Source organism: Enterobacter chinensis, assembly GCF_034008295.1.
Taxonomy (GTDB): domain Bacteria; phylum Pseudomonadota; class Gammaproteobacteria; order Enterobacterales; family Enterobacteriaceae; genus Enterobacter; species Enterobacter chinensis.
Map to the genome: position 1 here is coordinate 214918 of NZ_JARDVI010000002.1, position 18577 is coordinate 233494.

Genomic DNA, 18577 nt, shown 5'->3' on the forward strand with positions numbered 1-18577 from the left:
AGTCAATCCACTGATTTAGCGGGCTCGCACAATATGTTCCCTGTCGATTTAAAAAACTTATCCTGCTAATGCCACGCCTGCTATAGATATTAATTATGTATCTGTTTTTATTTATTAATGGCCAAAATTAAAACAAAACGACAGTCGAAAAATTTCATGATCGAAAAAAAGAAAAAGCCGGGCGCTCAGGCCCGGCTTTGTATAATCAAATACAAAGTTAACTGGCGATAGCCATACCCACGGTCATATGTAACCCGTAGAATACCCCACGACCAATCAGTTCCCCCGCAAGTACCAGCACGAAGGCCAGTGACAACAGCGGCAGCGCGGGCTGGTAACCTTTAAGCTGAGGGGTAATCCAGAATACCAACGCCGCGACCAGCAGAACGATACGCCAGGCCATCAGAGAACCGTAATCCGGCACCAGGGCAGAGGCCTGCTGAATCGAACTGTGAATGGTTGCCAGTTCGGCCCCCTGCATCAGGGCAACGACAGCACTCACCACCAGCGCCAGCAGCGAAACGGCAGGCAGCAAACGCATTGCCCAGCCATCGACACCCGCTACGCGCAGCAGCAGATAACCCAGCAACGGCCCGCCGATAAACATCGTCAGGAAGAAGCTCATTGGCGTCCAGACACTGTACCAGGTGGGGACAGTATCGATGGTGTTATAAACACGCACCATCATCCACACGAACACCACGCCCAGCACCATGGTCACTATCAGCCACAGGCTGCGCAGACCCGCCGGCAACTTCTTCATTGCAGCCAGCAGCCAGCCCAGCCCACCGACGGCAAAGAAAATTGCCCCGCTGGCAATCTCGTTACTGAGAGACGAGGCGCCTACGCGGTTCAGGGAGTTAAACGCGCGCATCGGTGAGCCCAGGTGCAGCGTAGAAGCAATGAAGCCAATCCCCATGAGCACCCACAGGCCAAACATGCTCAGCACCAGACGCTGTTGCTGCTCGGCATTCAGATTGCCTTTCAACAACGCCAGTGCGAGCACAATGAAACCGCCCGCCACGCACTGACCAAAGACCGTGAAGATCATCAGCGGCCATTCATGCCATCCACTTCCCATCTCACACCTCCTTCGGATTTGCCAGATAGCCGGTGGTATCACCTGTAGGACGGCTGTTGGCGTTAGGTTTAATCACAATACTCGGCTTCGTGAAGTGCGCAGACGGCAGCGGTGCCACTGCAGCAAGTTGACCGTGTTTTTGACGCAGTTCTTCAATGGGACCGAAGTCCAGCGCGCGTAGTGGACAGGACTCGACGCAAATCGGCTTTTTGCCATCCGCTACGCGGGTGTGGCAGCCGTCGCATTTTGTCATATGGCCCTTCGCGGCGTTGTACTGGGGCGCGCCGTACGGACAGGCCATATGGCAGTAGCGACAGCCGATGCAGACATCTTCATCGACCACCACAAAACCGTCTTCGCGCTTGTGCATCGCTCCGCTCGGGCAGACCTTCGTGCAGGCGGGATCTTCACAGTGGTTGCAGGCAATCGACAGATAATACGCAAAGACGTTCTGATGCCAGACGCCGTTATCTTCCTGCCAGTCGCCTCCGGCGTATTCGTAGATGCGGCGGAAGCTCACGTCCGGGGTCAGGTCTTTGTAATCTTTACAGGCCAGCTCGCAGGTTTTGCACCCGGTGCAACGGCTGGAATCAATAAAAAATCCATACTGGGTTGTCATCGGTTACTCCTTAAACCTTTTCAACCTGGACAAGGTTTGTGTGGGATGGGTTGCCTTTCGCCAGCGGCGACGGACGCTGCGTGGTCAGTACGTTGATACTGCCAGCCTGATCCATGCGGTTTGCATCCGGGCTGTACCAGGCACCTTCCCCCAGCGCCACAACGCCGGGCATCATACGCGGTGTCACTTTGGCTTCAATATGGACCTCGCCGCGGCCGTTAAAGATTCGCACGCGGTCGCCATTGCTGATGCCGCGCGCTTTGGCATCCATCGGGTTTATCCACATCTCCTGTCGGCAGGCAGCTTTCAGTACGTCGACGTTACCGTAGGTGGAGTGGACACGCGCTTTGTAGTGGAAACCGGTCAACTGCAGGGGGAATTTCGCCGTCAGCGGATCGTTGTAGTTTTCAAAGCCTGGCGTGTAGATCGGCAGCGGATCGATAACATCTCCTTCCGGCAGCTCCCAGGTAGACGCAATTTTTGCCAGTTCTTCAGAGTAGATTTCGATTTTTCCCGACGGCGTGGTCAGCGGATTCACCTGCGGATCTTCACGGAAGGCTTTGTACGCCACGTGGTGCCCTTCCGGGTCACGCTGTTTGTACATTCCCTGCTGGCGGAAGGCATCGAAGTCCGGCAGGTCCGGAATCGCTTTACGGGAAAGTTCGTGCAGATGGCGCATCCATCCTTCCTGCGTTCTTCCCTCGGTAAACTGCTGCTCAACGCCAAGACGTTTCGCCAGCTCGGAGGTCATCTCATAGATAGTTTTACATTCGAAGCGTGGCTTGATGGCCCGATCGGTGAAAATCACGTAGGACATGTTGCCGCAGGAGGCATCCAGCGCGAAGTCCATTTGCTCAGAGGCGGTGCAGTCTGGCAGCAAAATATCGGCATATTTTGCCGAGGAGGTCATGTGGCAATCGATCACCACAATCATTTCGCACTTCTTGTCGTCCTGCAGGATGTCATGGGTACGGTTGATTTCGGAGTGCTGGTTAATGAGACAGTTACCGGCATAGTTCCAGATCATCTTGATCGGCACATCCAGCTTGTCTTTGCCTCGTACCCCGTCGCGCAGCGCGGTCATCTCAGGACCACGTTCGATTGCATCCGTCCACATAAACATGGAGATGCTGGTCTGCACGGGGTTGTCCAGGGTCGGCATGCGTTCAAACGGCAGCGAATACGAGCCTTCACGGGCGCCGGTATTCCCACCATGGATGCCCACGTTGCCGGTCAAAATGGAGAGCATGGAGATGGCACGGGTCGCGATTTCGCCGTTTGCGTGGCGCTGCGGACCCCAGCCCTGACTGATGTAAGCCGGTTTGGCTGACCCAATTTCACGCGCCAGCTGAACAATACGCTCGACCGGAATACCGGTAATGGTGGACGCCCACTCAGGCGTTTTCGCCACGCCGTCGCTGCCCTGACCGAGAATATACGCCTTGTAGTGACCATTGGCAGGCGCACCGGCTGGCAACGTTTTCTCGTCATAACCGACACAGTATTTATCCAGGAACGGCTGATCGACGAGGTTTTCGGTGATCATTACCCACGCCAGCGCAGAGACCAGTGCCGCATCGGTACCAGGACGAATCGGGATCCACTCATCTTCACGCCCTGCACCGGTATCGGTATAGCGCGGATCGATGATGATCATCCGGGCATTGGATTTGGCGCGGGCCTGTTCCAGGTAGTAAGTCACCCCGCCGCCGCTCATACGCGTTTCACCCGGGTTGTTACCGAACAGGACGACCAGCTTACTGTTTTCGATATCGGACGGGCTGTTGCCGTCCGCCCAGCCACCGTAGGTGTAGTTCAGGCCAGCAGCGATCTGCGCAGAAGAGTAGTCACCATAGTGATTAAGATAACCACCGCAGCAGTTCATCAGGCGTGCGACCAGCGTTTTTCCCGGTGGCCAGGAACGGGTCAGCGTGCCGCCGAGCGTCCCGGTACCGTAGTTCAGGTAGATGGATTCGTTGCCGTACTCTTTAATCAGACGCTGCATATTGGTGGCGATGATATCGTAGGCTTCATCCCAGCTTATCCGCTCGAACTTACCTTCCCCACGCTTACCGACACGCTTCATCGGGTATTTCAGGCGATCCGGGTTATACACGCGACGACGCATGGAGCGTCCGCGCAGACAAGCACGAACCTGATGTAACCCTTCATAGTTATCGTCGCCGGTATTATCGGTTTCGACATATTTAATTTCGCCATCCACCACATGCATACGCAGTGGACAACGGCTACCGCAGTTTACGGTACAGGCACTCCACACCACTTTTTCCGGCGAAGTGGCCGGAGACAGTGCATCTGCCGCCGACGCCAGTCGGGTGAAAGGAAGCGTGAAGGCGCTGCTGGCGACGGCCAGGCCGCCTATTGCCGTGGTTTTCATCAACCCACGGCGAGTGACCTCGGCAGCCATTAATGCTTCAGGCGCGTTGATTTTCATAGAGACTCACTTTGGTTGCTCACAAAGAAAAGAGAGGCGGCGCGAACCGCTATATAGTTTTATATATATCGAATTTCTTCGTTATCAGCTTTTTATGCTGACTTTCATTCGCAGCAGTATTACTACTTTAGAGGGAGGGGGTATTGCGTCGTATCAATTGAGAGGCATAAAAAAAGCGCCCGCAGGCGCTTTTTTGTTTTGAAGCAAATAATTAGCCGATGTACTGCTGGCCTTTCATGTATGGACGCAGCACTTCAGGGATCTCGATGCGGCCATCTGCCTGCTGGTAGTTTTCCAGCACGGCAACCAGCGTACGGCCAACAGCCAGACCAGAACCGTTCAGGGTATGCACCAGACGGGTTTTCTTGTCAGATTTGCTGCGGCAGCGTGCCTGCATACGACGCGCCTGGAAATCCCAGACGTTTGAGCAGGAGGAGATTTCTCGGTAGGTGTTCTGCGCAGGGACCCACACTTCCAGATCGAAGGTTTTGCAGGCGCCAAAGCCCATATCACCCGTACACAGGGCCATACGACGGTACGGCAGACCCAGCAGCTCCAGCACTTTTTCAGCGTGGCCGGTCATCTCTTCCAGCGCGTCCATGGATTCTTCAGGACGGACGATCTGCACCATTTCAACTTTATCGAACTGGTGCATACGGATCAGACCGCGGGTGTCGCGACCGTAAGAACCCGCTTCAGAACGGAAGCACGGTGAATGTGCTGTCAGTTTAATTGGCAGGTCGTCTTCGTCGATGATCTCATCACGAACGAGGTTAGTCAGCGGCACTTCAGCGGTTGGGATCAGCGCGTAGTTGCTGCTGTCCGCTTCCTCGTCCAGCGGACGGGTGTGGAACAGATCGCCGGCAAATTTCGGCAACTGACCGGTACCGTACAGCGTATCGTGGTTGACCAGATACGGGACATAGGTTTCGCTGTAGCCATGCTGCTCGGTGTGCAGATCCAGCATGAACTGCGCCAGCGCGCGGTGCAGATGAGCAATCTGGCCTTTCATCACCACGAAGCGAGAGCCGGTCAGCTTAACCGCTGCCGCAAAGTCCAGACCCGCGTGCATTTCGCCCAGCGTCACGTGATCGCGCACGTCAAAGTCAAACTCACGAGGCGTACCCCAGCGTTTCACTTCAACGTTGTCGTTTTCATCTTTGCCGACAGGGACGCTGTCGTCAGGAATATTCGGAATAGCCAGGGCAATATCACGAATTTCGGTCTGAAGAACATCCAGCTCAGCTTTCGCCTGATCCAGTTCTTCACCCAGCTTGTTCACTTCCAGGCGTAATGGCTCAATATCTTCCCCGCGCGCTTTCGCCTGGCCAATGGATTTCGATCGAGAATTACGCTCTGCCTGCAGATTTTCAGTTTGTACCTGCAGAACTTTACGACGCTCTTCAAGAGCGCGCAGCTTATCTACATCCAGCTTAAAGCCCCGGCGTGCCAGTTTTTCAGCGACTGCGTCTGGCTCATTACGCAGCAGATTGGGATCGAGCATGCTTATCCTGTGCTTATCGAATTAAAATAGGAAAATGTGACCACAGCCTGCGGCCACAAGGATACATTGCCAACATTACCGCAACGATTGAACTAACGGTAGCGTTTTATAGGGCTATTTTGATCCTGTCCGGCGAGCCAGGTGAGCTTTTCACCAATCTTGCCTTCAAGACCTCTGTTTGTGGGGTGATAATAGCGCGTTTGTGCCATCTCCTGCGGGAAATATTCCTCGCCAGCAGCGTAGGCATTGGGTTCATCATGAGCGTAACGGTACTCCTGCCCATACCCCATCTCTTTCATCAGTTTGGTCGGCGCGTTACGCAAGTGCACCGGCACATCGTAGTCCGGACGTTCACGCGCGTCAGACATCGCCGCTTTAAACGCGGTATAGACGGCATTGCTTTTCGGCGCACAGGCCAGATAGACAATCGCCTGCGCAATCGCACGTTCACCTTCCGCCGGACCTACGCGGGTGAAACAGTCCCAGGCCGACAGCGCGACCTGCATGGCGCGAGGGTCAGCATTGCCGACATCTTCTGAAGCAATCGCCAGGCAGCGGCGCGCAACATACAGTGGATCGCCACCGGCAGTGATAATGCGCGCGTACCAGTACAGCGCCGCATCCGGTGCGCTGCCGCGCACGGACTTATGCAGCGCCGAAATTAAATCGTAAAAACGATCGCCTTTATTATCGAAGCGCGCGCTGCGTTCACCAGCAATTTCGGTAAGCAGTTCAGGCTTCAGCACCCGCTTGCCGGCATCGTCGACTTCGGCCATATCGGCCATCATCTCCAGCGTGTTCAGCGCCCGACGCGCATCACCGTTGACCAGCTCCGCAATCGCACGACGCGTGTCGTCATGCAGAACAATATCCTGCCCACCGTAACCACGCGCTTTATCTTCCATCGCCTGAGTAAGGACCTTTTCGATATCCTCTGTGGTCAGCGATTTAAGGAGGTAAACGCGCGCGCGGGAAAGCAGCGCTGAGTTGAGTTCAAACGACGGGTTTTCGGTGGTCGCACCAATGAAGAAGATCGTGCCGTCTTCAATGTGCGGCAGGAAGGCATCCTGCTGGCTTTTGTTGAATCGGTGGACTTCGTCCACGAAGAGGATGGTCCGACGCCCGGCATTGCGGTTCTGCCGTGCACGCTCGATCGCTTCGCGGATCTCTTTCACGCCGGACGTGACCGCTGAGATGCGTTCAACGTCCGCGTTTGCATAGCGGGCGATCACTTCCGCAAGCGTGGTTTTGCCAGTGCCGGGCGGTCCCCAGAGGATCATGGAGTGAAGATGTCCGGCCTCAATGGCGCGCGGCAATGGCTTACCGGCAGCCAGCAGGTGCTGCTGGCCGATATACTGCGCTAAATTTTCTGGCCGCATACGAGCGGCCAGAGGTTGAAACGCGTTATCTGAAAAATCGAGCGACAGATTGCTCACTCACGCCTCTTACTTACGTTGGTCGTCCACCGTTACGCCCTTCGGCGGGGTAAAGGTGAATTTCGATGCATCAACGGCGCCGTTCTGCTGAGATTTGAGCTGGTAGCTGCTGCGCTGATCGTCCTGCTCAACCGCGCCGAACTGATTAATGGTACCGTTGGTGCTTACGTTAATGGTGAACTGCTTCAGGTTGCCGTTGCTGCCTTTCGGCGTCAGGACAAACTCGTCACCGGTCTGTTTAATATTGTACTGCTGCCAGTCGCTGGACTGGTTGCGGGCAATCAGCATAAAGGGTGTATTGCTGGTGGCATCTTTCAGCCAGGTCGCGGTTGCCTGCTCAACGAACGGGTTGAAGAACCACAGCGTTTTCCCGTCAGACACCAGGATGCTTTCATCCGGCTGGGTCATGTGCCAGTTAAACAGATTTGGGCGTTTCACCCACAAATCTCCCTGGCCTTCCTGCACCGCATTGCCGCTGCCGTCAATCACTTTTTGCGTGAAGCTGGCGTGGAAGCTGCTTACTTTATCCAGTCGGCTTTTAAGGTCGCTGGCTGCATCAGCCCAGACGCTGCTGGCGACAAAACTGGTGAGTAATGCACAGGCGATGGCGATTTTTTTCATTGTTATTCCTTAAAATACGTCTTCCCGATATGGGGTTTCCGTCTTCTATTCTGGACCTGCCCGAGGGCAGGCGACAGAAGAAAATGCTTAATTTTGGCTGATTTACCCTTCTTTGCAATCGCGGAAGGTTAATCAAACGGCGGCGGTGCCAGCACCTCGCGGTTACCGTTATGCCCCTGCTCACTCACAATGCCCTGCGCTTCCATCTGTTCGATGATACGCGCCGCGCGGTTATAGCCGATGCGGAACTGGCGCTGTACGCCAGAGATGGACGCTTTACGTTTTTCGGTAACGAAGTTAACCGCCTGATCGAATAATGGATCCAGCTCTTCACCGCCGTCGAAACCACCGCCGCCGCCTTCACTTTCCGTATCGCTGGTAATACCGTCAACGTATTGTGGACGACCGCGCGCTTTCCAGTCCTGCACCACGGCGTGAACTTCCTCATCACGGACGAACGCACCGTGGACACGCACCGGAGAGGTGGAGTTCGGGCCGGAATAGAGCATGTCACCCATACCCAGCAGCGACTCTGCGCCGCCCTGGTCAAGAATGGTACGAGAGTCAATTTTACTCGATACGGTAAAGGCGATACGCGTCGGAATGTTCGCTTTGATAAGACCAGTAATAACGTCCACGGAAGGACGCTGGGTCGCCAGCACAAGGTGAATACCGGCCGCACGCGCTTTCTGCGCCAGACGGGCAATCAACTCTTCTACTTTCTTACCGACGGTCATCATCAGGTCAGCAAACTCATCCACCAGCACGACGATATAAGGCAGTTTTTCCAGCACCGGATGCTGGGCATCCATGCTGTCACCCGGCTTCCAGTAAGGATCCGGAATCGGACGTCCCATGCGCACTGCCTGGGCGATTTTCTCGTTATAACCTGCCAGGTTACGCACGCCTAACGCAGACATCAGCTTGTAGCGGCGTTCCATCTCATTGACGCTCCAGCGCAGGGCGTTGGCGGCGTCTTTCATGTCGGTTACCACTTCGGTCAGCAGGTGTGGGATGCCTTCGTAGACCGACAGTTCGAGCATTTTCGGGTCGATCATGATGAAACGCACATCTTCCGGTTGCGCTTTATAGAGCATGCTGAGGATCATGGCGTTCACACCGACGGACTTACCAGAACCGGTGGTACCGGCTACCAGCAGGTGAGGCATTTTCGCGAGGTCTGCCACGACCGGATCGCCGGCAATATCTTTACCCAGTACCACGGTCAACGGAGATGGGTTGTCGCGGAATTTGGTGTTATCCAGCACTTCACGCAGGTAGACGGTCTGACGTTTCTTGTTCGGCAACTCCAGTCCAACATACGGTTTGCCCGGTATCACTTCCACCACACGCACCGCAACGGTCGACAGAGAACGCGCCAGGTCGCGGGACAGGTTGGAAATACGCGCGGCTTTTACGCCAGGCGCCAGGTTCAGTTCAAAACGGGTGATCACAGGACCCGGAGAATAATTCACCACATCCGCCTTGATACGGAAGTCAGCCAGGCGGGCTTCCACTAAACGCGCCATCTGCTCAAGCGCGAAGGTGTCGACCGGTTCCACCTCTGACGGCGGCGGTGTTAACAGATCCAGAGACGGCAACGGCGTGCTTGGACGCTGCAGCGGACGGCTGTCACCGTTACGCATCAGCAGCGGGTGAATCAGACTCTCCTGCGGCTGTGGCGCAGGCTGCTGGAACTGCGGCGGCTGTTGTTGCGGCCGCTGGGGCTGTGCATAAACCTGCGGAGCCGGCTGCTGAGGCTGCGGCGCATATGACTGTTGCGCAGGAGCAGGTTGCTGGCGCACAGGCTCAGCTTCCGGCATCACGCTCGGCGTAAATAAAGGCTCGCTCGGGCCATCATCCACCAGATCTTTCATCGGCGAGAATTCAAAATCCGACAGCGAGAACGCATTTGCGCCAGCAGGTTGTTCACCGGAATAGCGCTGCTGCTGGGTAGCGGCAAACTGACGCGCTAATTCGGCTTCTGCCGCGTCATCTTCGTCTTCCGGCACAGGCTCATCATGCTGATATTCCTCACCGTAGCGTTGATTCTGCTGCGCAGCAAACTGGCGGGCCAGTTCGTCTTGCTGCATTTCATCGGCGTCATCTTCGTACTCTGGCTCGCGCGCTTTCTCTTCGGCCATACGCTGGGAAGGCAGCTTGATACCATAAGAGGCAAGCTCGCGGCGGGTTGGAACGCGAACGCGGTTAGGGCGAGGCAGTTGCGGACCAATCCCCTCCTTCACCTGAGGACGTGGCGCCCCCCCTGTTGCCAGGCTAAAGACAGGTGCAGCCACGGCAGCGGCCGCAGTAGCCTGCTTCACGCTTTCCGCTACGGGAGCAATTGCAGGCGTCGGGTCGACTGGTGGAACGGAAACAGAAGGCGCTTTCGTAACCGGCTCCTGCACCGGTTCAGGCACAGGCTGATACCAGGCCGCCAGCTGCTCGCGTTCACGCGCACGACGCTCTTCAACTTCTTCAAAATAGTACATAGGTGGACGAGAAGGTTTTACCTCTTCCACGATTTCAGGTTCAGGCTGCGGCTCAACATAAGGCTGAACAGGTTCAACCGGTTCAGGCACATACTCCTGATAAGGTTGGGCCACAGGTTGTTCATAGTGCGGGTAATCTTGCGGTTCATACGCAGGCTGCTGCGGCTGATAAGGCTGCTGCCACTGCTCCTGCTGCACAGGGATGTAGCTTTCAGGTTCAGGCGCAATAACCGGTTCCGGGGTGTGAACACCGGGTGCAGTCTGCCAGTCAACCTGAGGCTGCTGAATAACGGATTCCGGCGGTGAAACTGGTGCTGATGGCATCACGGCTTCAACAGGCGCGGCATAGGCCTGGGCTGCGGTCGTCGCGGCTGCGGCTGCTGCAACCGGCTCGGTGACCGAGTGGCCGTTTAACAGCGGATCGTATTCGTCAAAGTCACCAGGCGTGGCCCGACTACCGGAGAAGAGTACATCGTCAGGATCGACTGCAGCGCCCGCAGCGCGGTACGCCACCTGCTCGTCTTCATCCATGCGTTTACCGGAGAAGAGCGCTGCATCGGTTTTACGGCCTAGCGGGTTAGCAAATTTCTCGGCAACACGCTGACGACGCGCCAGCGCGCCGCGCAGAATACGCGCACGACGAGACTCGCGACGCTGCACAGGAGCATCGTCTTCTTCATCTTCGTACTCATCTTCATCAACCCACGTATCGTCACGACGGGTACGGTTGCTGGCGAAGGTCAGGATGGTGAGGATAAAACTGCCAATTTTTTCGGCAATACTCACCCATGACCAGCCGGTGAATAACGTCAGCCCAGCCGCCCAGATGCACAGCAGCGCCAGCGTGCCGCCGCTGCTGTGAAGCATCGGCTGCAGCGCAGAACTCAACAGGCTACCGATCACCCCGCCTGAAGCGAAGTACCAGATATCATCCGCATTGATCGCCGCCAGCCCACATGAGGTAAGGATCAGCGCCAGTGCACCAATCAGGCGTAGCGAAACCGCGAAATAGTCGATGTAATCATCGTTCTGACGATGACGCCACGCAAACCAGCATCCGCCAATGATAATGACCGGAAGGGTGTAAGCCATCACACCGAAAATGAAAAACAGCGTGTCCGCAAGCCAGGCACCGGGTACGCCGCCTAAATTATGGATAGGCTCATGCCATGCAGTTTGTGACCAGCTGGGATCTGAGGGGTTGAAACTGAGTAAGGCTGCCATCAGCCAGACGGCAAAAAGGGCAATAACAATCAGCAAAGCCTCGAGGAGACGACGTCCGCTGCTTAGCTTCGATAGTGTGACTTCTTTGTCTTCAGTGTATTCCTGGCTCAAAAAAGGCTCTCCAGGTATCAGGCATGTCCTGCCTGTTTGCTAAAACGGACAACAGCGCCGGGAGTCCCCGGCACTGTTGCTGTATGGATTAACAGGAGTGTAATCAAACTACGCTGATTTTGCACCTGTTCCGTGTTAGCGCGTCTTAATAACCAGACGATTGCTTTGTTTGACCTCTTCCATCACCACATACGTACGGGTGTCGTTCACGCCTGGCAGACGCAGCAGGGTTTCCCCCAGCAGCTTACGGTAGGCGGACATATCAGGTACACGGGTTTTCAACAGGTAGTCGAAATCACCGGAAACCAGGTGACACTCTTGAATTTCTTCAAGTTTTTGTACAGCGGAGTTAAATTGCTCAAACACATCCGGCGCACCACGATTCAGAGTAATCTCAACAAATACCAGAAGTGAGGCATCCAGATAATGCGGGTTCAGCAGAGCTGTATAGCCCTGAATAAAACCCTGTCTTTCCAGTCGGCGCACACGCTCAAGGCACGGCGTCGGGGAAAGTCCCACACGTTTTGAAAGCTCGACGTTGGAAATACGCCCATCCTTTTGCAATTCATTAAGAATGTTACGATCGATACGGTCGAGATCTTTGCCAGGGCGCTTCTTGCTATCTACCATTATTATTGTCTCTCTGTATTCCTTCCCTACTCCTGCCTGGACCCTGTGCACATCACTGTTCAGAGCCTGTACCCGTTAGTCATCGCATCGCCTGGTTTTGTATTAGACGCGATGCGGATTCGGGTTCTGTTGGTAAGAAGACCGTTGCCCGAAGGCAGTCACCGACATCACGTATGGCGTCTGTCCACGCCATGCGTAGATTTCACTGACCCGGTAAAAATGGCATTTACGTGCATGCCTATGCGGCATACGGTTAACGCGGTTTTTTTTCTTCCTTGAATGTTTTCGCAAAAGCGCAGGGGATTGTCAAAGCAAAACATCGTTTTTTAGTACAACATGCCGGATATTCATTACGGCAGGGTATTAATCCTCATTTTATTGCCTTACAAACGACCGATTTTCAGGAGAAAGCCTGATGCTATCGCGCGTCATTCATCGTCCGTAGCTATTACACGGATTGATAACAAAATTGCTGCGCTCTTTTTTTACGACAACAAATTCCCTACAATCCAGCCAAATGTCTGCCAACAACAATGGGGATCTCATGGGCACGGCCAAACACAGTAAGCTGCTAATCCTTGGTTCTGGACCTGCGGGATATACCGCAGCGGTCTATGCTGCACGCGCTAACCTGCAACCGGTATTAATCACCGGCATGGAAAAAGGCGGTCAGCTGACCACCACCACCGAAGTGGAAAACTGGCCAGGCGACCCGAACGACCTCACCGGGCCGCTACTGATGGAACGCATGCACGAGCATGCCGCTAAATTCGAAACCGAAATTCTGTTCGATCACATTAACAAGGTCGATCTGCAGAACCGTCCATTCCGCCTGACGGGTGACAGCGGCGAATACACTTGTGACGCGCTGATCATCGCCACCGGTGCCTCTGCCCGTTACCTCGGTCTGCCATCTGAAGAAGCGTTCAAAGGTCGCGGCGTCTCAGCCTGCGCAACCTGTGACGGTTTCTTCTACCGTAATCAGAAGGTCGCGGTCATCGGCGGCGGCAACACAGCAGTCGAAGAAGCGCTGTATCTGGCGAACATTGCCTCAGAAGTGCACCTGATCCACCGTCGCGATACCTTCCGCGCGGAGAAGATCCTGATCAAACGTCTGATGGATAAAGTGGCAAGCGGCAACATCGTGCTGCACACCAACCGCACCCTCGAAGAAGTAACGGGCGACCAGATGGGCGTTGCCGGTCTGCGTATTCGTGATACTCAGAACACCGATAACGTCGAAACGCTGGACGTGGCGGGCCTGTTTGTGGCGATCGGCCACAGCCCGAACACCGCTATCTTCGACGGTCAGCTGGAGCTGGAAAACGGCTACATCAAAGTGCAATCCGGCATTCACGGTAACGCAACCCAGACCAGCATCCCGGGCGTGTTCGCAGCCGGCGACGTGATGGACCACATTTACCGCCAGGCGATTACCTCTGCTGGCACCGGTTGTATGGCCGCGCTGGACGCTGAACGCTACCTCGATGGACTGGCTGAACAAAGTAAATAATCTTTACAAGTCAGTAACAAACGTAAATAAAGGCGGCGATAAGTCGCCTTTATTGTCTCCCCGTTGTAACATTGCGCTGCCCAATTTCTAATAACGTCACCTGCAAAGTACGCAATGGAAAAAACCCGTCAACAAGAGTTAACACGCTGGCTGAAACAGCAAAGCGTTATTTCCCGCCGCTGGCTTACGATTTCCCGTCTCCTGGGATTCGTCAGCGGTCTGTTGATTGTTGCCCAGGCATGGCTGCTGGCCCGCATTCTTAATCACATGATCATGGAGAACATTCCGCGCGAAGCGCTCCTGCTGCCCTTTATTGTCCTGATCCTGATTTTTGTCCTGCGCGCCTGGGTGGTGTGGCTGCGTGAGCGTGTCGGTTTCCACGCCGGACAGCATATCCGCTACGAGATCCGCCGTCAGGTGCTCGATCGTCTTCAGGAAGCCGGGCCCGCGTGGATCCAGGGTAAACCGGCCGGAAGCTGGGCGACGCTGATCCTCGAGCAAATTGACGATATGCACGACTACTACGCGCGCTATCTGCCGCAAATGGCCCTTGCCGTCTTTGTTCCGCTGCTGATTGTGATCGCCATCTTCCCGGTTAACTGGATGGCAGCGCTGATTCTGATGGGCACCGCCCCGCTGATCCCGCTGTTTATGGCGCTGGTCGGAATGGGTGCAGCGGATGCCAACCGCCGTAACTTCCTGGCATTGGGTCGTTTAAGCGGCCATTTCCTTGACCGTCTGCGCGGCATGGAGACGTTACGCATTTTTGGCCGCGGTGAAGCGGAAACCGAAAACATTCGCCAGGCATCACAGGACTTCCGCCAGCGAACCATGGAAGTGTTACGCCTCGCTTTCTTGTCTTCAGGCGTACTGGAATTCTTTACCTCGTTGTCGATTGCCCTTGTGGCGGTCTACTTCGGCTTCTCCTATCTCGGCGCGCTCGATTTCGGCCATTACGGTACCGCGGTAACCCTTTCCGCCGGTTTCCTGGCGCTGATCCTGGCCCCGGAGTTTTTCCAGCCGCTTCGCGATCTGGGGACCTTCTATCACGCTAAAGCGCAGGCGGTTGGCGCAGCCGACAGTCTGAAAACGTTCCTGGAAACACCGCTGGCGCACCCGGAGCGGGGCGACGTGACGCTGAACGCTAAAGAGCCGGTGACTCTCGAAGCGAGTGATTTTTGCATCCTCTCGCCTGAAGGTAAGGTGCTGGCAGGCCCGCTGAACTTTACCCTACCGGCCGGAAAGCGCGTGGTGCTCGTCGGCATCAGCGGTTCAGGGAAAAGTTCACTGCTGAATGCACTGTCCGGTTTTATGGCCTACACCGGTTCACTGCGGATAAACAAAACCGAACTGCGCAAACTCGATCCTGATGCCTGGCGTAAACAGCTCAGCTGGGTAGGCCAAAACCCGCAGCTTCCGGCCTCCACGCTGCGGGAAAACGTTCTTCTGGCACGCCCGGATGCGCGTGAAGAGGAGCTGCAATCGGTTCTCGACCGCGCCTGGGTCAGCGAGTTTCTGCCGCTGCTCCCGCACGGGGTGGATACCGTTGTCGGCGACCAGTCCGCCGGGCTGTCGGTTGGACAGGCGCAGCGTGTGGCTGTTGCCCGCGCGCTGCTGAACCCATGCCAGCTGATGCTGCTGGATGAGCCCGCTGCCAGCCTGGATGCACACAGCGAGCAGCGCGTAATGGAGGCCCTGAACGCCGCCTCTCTGCAGCAAACCACCCTGATGGTCACCCATCAACTTGAAGGTATTGCCGACTGGGACCAGATCTGGGTCATGGAAAATGGCCGTATCGTTGAGCAAGGCGATTACGCCTCTCTTGTTGCTGCGCAGGGGCCGTTTGCCACTCTGCTGGCGAACCGTCAGGAGGACATCTGATGCGCGCTCTGCTGCCCTATCTTGCGCTCTATAAACGCCACAAGTGGATGCTGACGCTGGGAATTGTGCTGGCAATTGTGACCCTGCTCGCCAGCATTGGCCTGCTCACGCTTTCCGGCTGGTTCTTGTCGGCCTCGGCCGTCGCGGGCGTTGCCGGGTTGTACAGCTTCAACTACATGCTCCCGGCTGCCGGTGTTCGCGGTACCGCCATCACCCGTACTGCAGGACGCTATTTCGAGCGGCTCGTCAGCCACGACGCCACTTTCCGCGTGCTACAGCATCTGCGCATCTACACCTTCAGCAAACTGCTACCCCTCTCCCCTGCCGGATTGGCGCGTTTTCGTCAGGGTGAGTTACTTAACCGTGTCGTTGCGGATGTCGACACGCTGGATCACCTTTACCTGCGCGTGATCTCCCCGATAGTGGGCGCGTTTGTAGTGATTGTGGTGGTCACACTGGGGCTGTCTGTGCTGGATGTTTCCGTTGCGCTCACGCTGGGCGGGATCATGCTGTTGACGCTCATCATTCTGCCGCCGCTGTTTTACCGCGCCGGCAAATCCACCGGGGAAAACCTGACGCGTCTGCGCGGAGACTATCGTCAGCAGTTGACCTCCTGGCTTCAGGGGCAGGCCGAGCTGACCATTTTTGGTGCCAGCAAGCGCTACCGCGCGCGTATGGAAAGTACCGAGCTGAACTGGCATGAAGCCCAGCGCCGCCAGTCGGAACTGACGGCCTTTTCCCAGGCACTGATGATGCTGATCGGAGGCGTGGCCGTGATTGCCATGCTGTGGCTGGCTTCCGGCAATGTCGGGGGTAATGCACAGCCAGGTCCCCTGATTGCCCTCTTCGTTTTTTGTGCTCTGGCCGCGTTTGAAGCGCTGGCACCGGTAACGGGCGCCTTCCAGCATCTGGGGCAGGTCATCGCCTCTGCCCTGCGCATCACGCAGATTGCCGAGCAAGAGCCTGAAGTCACGTTCAGTGCCGGGCAGACCGCTGTGCCAGAGCAGGTTGCACTCGCGCTTGATGATGTCACCTTTGCCTACGACAAACAGGCGCAGAATGCACTGGACGGCATCACCCTATCTGTTAATGCCGGTCAGCGAATTGCGATCCTCGGCCGTACCGGCTGCGGTAAATCAACGCTGCTACAGCTGCTGACGCGCGCCTGGGATCCGCAGCGCGGCCAGATTCGTTTCAATAATACGTTGCTGACAGATTTCAGCGAGCAGGCCCTGCGCCAAACCGTCAGCGTCGTTCCCCAGCGCGTGCATCTGTTTAGCGCCACCCTGCGCGATAACCTGCTGCTGGCCGCACCGGACGCCTCTGATGATGCGCTTCGCGCCATGCTGGAACAGGTCGGTCTGCATAAGCTGCTTGAGGACGATGGGTTAAACAGCTGGCTGGGTGAAGGGGGCCGTCAACTCTCCGGCGGCGAACTGCGTCGTCTGGCGATTGCGCGTGCGCTGTTGCACGATGCCCCGCTGATGCTGCTCGACGAACCTACTGAAGGGCTGGACGCTACCACTGAGAGCCAAATCCTTGATTTGCTGGCGAATGTGATGAGCGGAAAAACCGTGCTGATGGTCACACACCGCCTGCGCGGGCTGGCGAGTTTTGATCGGATAATTGTGATGGACAACGGACACATTATTGAGCAAGGTAGTCACACAGAACTGTTGGCGAAACAGGGTCGCTACTACCAGTTTAAACAGCGTCTGTAGACTATATTTGTAGCGTCCTCACTCGCGTACTGGAGTTCTGCTGTCATGCGCCTGGTCCAGCTTTCTCGTCATAATATCGCGTTCCCTTCTCCAGAGGGGGCGCTGCGTGAGCCCAATGGGCTGCTGGCACTTGGCGGTGACCTCAGTCCTGCGCGGCTATTGATGGCTTACCAGCGCGGTATCTTCCCCTGGTTTTCCCCCGGCGACCCGATTTTATGGTGGTCTCCCGATCCACGTGCCGTGCTGTGGCCGGAGCAGTTTCATCTGAGCCGCAGCATGAAGCGTTTCCATGCGAAATCACCGTACCGCGTCACCCTCAACCACGCCTTTGGTCAGGTCATTGAAGGCTGTGCCGAAGACCGCTATGAAGGGACATGGATAACCCACGATATCATTACCGCCTACCATCAGCTCCATGAGCTTGGCTACGCCCACTCCATCGAGGTATGGGAAGGTGGAGCACTCGTCGGCGGCATGTACGGCGTGGCGCAAGGGACGCTGTTTTGTGGCGAGTCGATGTTCTCCCGTGCGGTTAACGCATCGAAAACCGCGCTGCTGGTCTTCTGCCAGGCGTTTGCCCAACGCGGCGGACGCCTGCTCGATTGTCAGGTGCTCAACGAGCACACGGCCTCCCTGGGTGCTGTTGAAATCCCGCGACGCCAGTACATCGAACATCTGGATACCAGCCGTCAGGAGAAGCTCCCGCGCGACTTCTGGATACCAAGAACGCTCTTTATGCCCAATGCCTAAATGTTTTCCGCATATTTTTTTTGAGGGTGTTATAATTATGCCGCAGAGTAGCTTCTGCCTGTTGCCCCGCCGCCGTTTGGGACCCTCGCTTCAGATAACGTCCTGACGTTTATCCTGTCGTCTCCCCTTTACGAATGCGCTTCCTGTTCGGTTGTACCGTGACGCTTGGGCAATGCGCCGAAACTGTTTTGCTGCGTTTTAATCGCGCAATTCTTTACTTAATTGATGAATTTCGGCATTATCTTGCCGGTTCAAAACTTGGTAGTGATACCCCAGAGGATTAGATGGCCAAAGAAGACAATATTGAAATGCAGGGTACCGTACTTGATACGTTGCCTAATACCATGTTTCGCGTAGAGCTGGAAAACGGTCACGTGGTAACTGCGCACATCTCCGGTAAAATGCGCAAAAACTACATCCGCATTTTAACGGGCGACAAAGTGACTGTTGAACTGACCCCGTACGACCTGAGCAAAGGCCGCATTGTCTTCCGTAGTCGCTAATTGTTTTCGCCTGTAATGGCAGATGAATATTTAAAA

General features: G+C 55.8%; 13 protein-coding genes. 5 read left to right on the top strand and 8 right to left on the bottom strand.

Translation table 11 applies throughout. The features are described from left to right. Positions 1 to 217: 217 nt before the first annotated feature. The 8 genes from PYW49_RS05970 to lrp all read right to left on the bottom strand — a co-directional run bounded on the left by PYW49_RS05970 (position 218) and on the right by lrp (position 12173). On the bottom strand, positions 218 to 1081 hold the full coding sequence (locus tag PYW49_RS05970; protein WP_134349242.1) for a dimethyl sulfoxide reductase anchor subunit family protein: 864 nt from the start codon (positions 1079 to 1081) through the stop codon (positions 218 to 220). Position 1082: 1 nt separating this feature from the next. Further along, on the bottom strand, positions 1083 to 1700 hold the full coding sequence (locus PYW49_RS05975; protein ID WP_021240882.1) for a DMSO/selenate family reductase complex B subunit: 618 nt from the start codon (positions 1698 to 1700) through the stop codon (positions 1083 to 1085). A 10-nt stretch (positions 1701 to 1710) separates the two neighbouring features. Beyond that, on the bottom strand, positions 1711 to 4155 hold the full coding sequence (gene dmsA, locus PYW49_RS05980; RefSeq protein WP_320385956.1) for a dimethylsulfoxide reductase subunit A: 2445 nt from the start codon (positions 4153 to 4155) through the stop codon (positions 1711 to 1713). 211 nt (positions 4156 to 4366) lie between these two features. Next, positions 4367 to 5659, bottom strand: a complete 1293-nt coding sequence (serS, locus tag PYW49_RS05985) for a serine--tRNA ligase (protein ID WP_134349244.1) — start codon at positions 5657 to 5659, stop codon at positions 4367 to 4369. Positions 5660 to 5751: 92 nt separating this feature from the next. Next, complete coding sequence (gene rarA, locus PYW49_RS05990; RefSeq protein ID WP_320385957.1) at positions 5752 to 7095, bottom strand: replication-associated recombination protein RarA; 1344 nt, start codon at positions 7093 to 7095, stop codon at positions 5752 to 5754. A 9-nt stretch (positions 7096 to 7104) separates the two neighbouring features. Beyond that, a complete protein-coding gene (lolA, locus tag PYW49_RS05995) occupies positions 7105 to 7716 on the bottom strand; it encodes an outer membrane lipoprotein chaperone LolA (protein WP_320385958.1) in 612 nt (203 codons plus the stop codon). A 128-nt stretch (positions 7717 to 7844) separates the two neighbouring features. Next, a complete protein-coding gene (locus PYW49_RS06000; RefSeq protein WP_320385959.1) occupies positions 7845 to 11543 on the bottom strand; it encodes a DNA translocase FtsK 4TM domain-containing protein in 3699 nt (1232 codons plus the stop codon). A gap of 135 nt (positions 11544 to 11678) precedes the next feature. Then, positions 11679 to 12173: a leucine-responsive transcriptional regulator Lrp gene (gene lrp, locus PYW49_RS06005; RefSeq protein WP_002439523.1), complete on the bottom strand. Its 495-nt coding sequence runs from the start codon at positions 12171 to 12173 to the stop codon at positions 11679 to 11681. A gap of 544 nt (positions 12174 to 12717) precedes the next feature. Here lrp and trxB point away from each other — a divergent pair. The 5 genes from trxB to infA all read left to right on the top strand — a co-directional run bounded on the left by trxB (position 12718) and on the right by infA (position 18541). Beyond that, positions 12718 to 13686: a thioredoxin-disulfide reductase gene (gene trxB / locus PYW49_RS06010; protein WP_134349249.1), complete on the top strand. Its 969-nt coding sequence runs from the start codon at positions 12718 to 12720 to the stop codon at positions 13684 to 13686. A gap of 114 nt (positions 13687 to 13800) precedes the next feature. Beyond that, complete coding sequence (gene cydD, locus PYW49_RS06015) at positions 13801 to 15567, top strand: heme ABC transporter permease/ATP-binding protein CydD (RefSeq protein WP_320385960.1); 1767 nt, start codon at positions 13801 to 13803, stop codon at positions 15565 to 15567. Beyond that, the gene (cydC, locus tag PYW49_RS06020; protein WP_320385961.1) at positions 15567 to 17288 is read left to right on the top strand and encodes a heme ABC transporter ATP-binding protein/permease CydC; all 1722 of its coding nucleotides are present in this window, start codon (positions 15567 to 15569) and stop codon (positions 17286 to 17288) included. Before cydD ends, cydC begins: the two co-directional genes overlap by 1 nt. A gap of 45 nt (positions 17289 to 17333) precedes the next feature. Next, positions 17334 to 18038: a leucyl/phenylalanyl-tRNA--protein transferase gene (gene aat / locus PYW49_RS06025; RefSeq protein ID WP_134349252.1), complete on the top strand. Its 705-nt coding sequence runs from the start codon at positions 17334 to 17336 to the stop codon at positions 18036 to 18038. Between the two features lie 284 nt (positions 18039 to 18322). Beyond that, positions 18323 to 18541, top strand: coding sequence for a translation initiation factor IF-1 (gene infA / locus PYW49_RS06030; protein ID WP_002211347.1), 219 nt, complete (start codon positions 18323 to 18325; stop codon positions 18539 to 18541). The last annotated feature ends 36 nt before the right edge of the window (positions 18542 to 18577 follow it).

Excerpts from the sequence above, each read along its gene's own strand:
- PYW49_RS05975 (WP_021240882.1), bottom strand. The coding sequence starts at position 1,700 with ATGACAACCCAGTATGGATTTTTTATTGATTCCAGCCGTTGCACCGGG.
- dmsA (WP_320385956.1), bottom strand. The coding sequence starts at position 4,155 with ATGAAAATCAACGCGCCTGAAGCATTAATGGCTGCCGAGGTCACTCGC.
- serS (WP_134349244.1), bottom strand. The coding sequence starts at position 5,659 with ATGCTCGATCCCAATCTGCTGCGTAATGAGCCAGACGCAGTCGCTGAA.
- aat (WP_134349252.1), top strand. The coding sequence starts at position 17,334 with ATGCGCCTGGTCCAGCTTTCTCGTCATAATATCGCGTTCCCTTCTCCA.
- cydD (WP_320385960.1), top strand. The coding sequence starts at position 13,801 with ATGGAAAAAACCCGTCAACAAGAGTTAACACGCTGGCTGAAACAGCAA.
- trxB (WP_134349249.1), top strand. The coding sequence starts at position 12,718 with ATGGGCACGGCCAAACACAGTAAGCTGCTAATCCTTGGTTCTGGACCT.
- PYW49_RS05970 (WP_134349242.1), bottom strand. The coding sequence starts at position 1,081 with ATGGGAAGTGGATGGCATGAATGGCCGCTGATGATCTTCACGGTCTTT.
- lolA (WP_320385958.1), bottom strand. The coding sequence starts at position 7,716 with ATGAAAAAAATCGCCATCGCCTGTGCATTACTCACCAGTTTTGTCGCC.
- lrp (WP_002439523.1), bottom strand. The coding sequence starts at position 12,173 with ATGGTAGATAGCAAGAAGCGCCCTGGCAAAGATCTCGACCGTATCGAT.
- cydC (WP_320385961.1), top strand. The coding sequence starts at position 15,567 with ATGCGCGCTCTGCTGCCCTATCTTGCGCTCTATAAACGCCACAAGTGG.
- infA (WP_002211347.1), top strand. The coding sequence starts at position 18,323 with ATGGCCAAAGAAGACAATATTGAAATGCAGGGTACCGTACTTGATACG.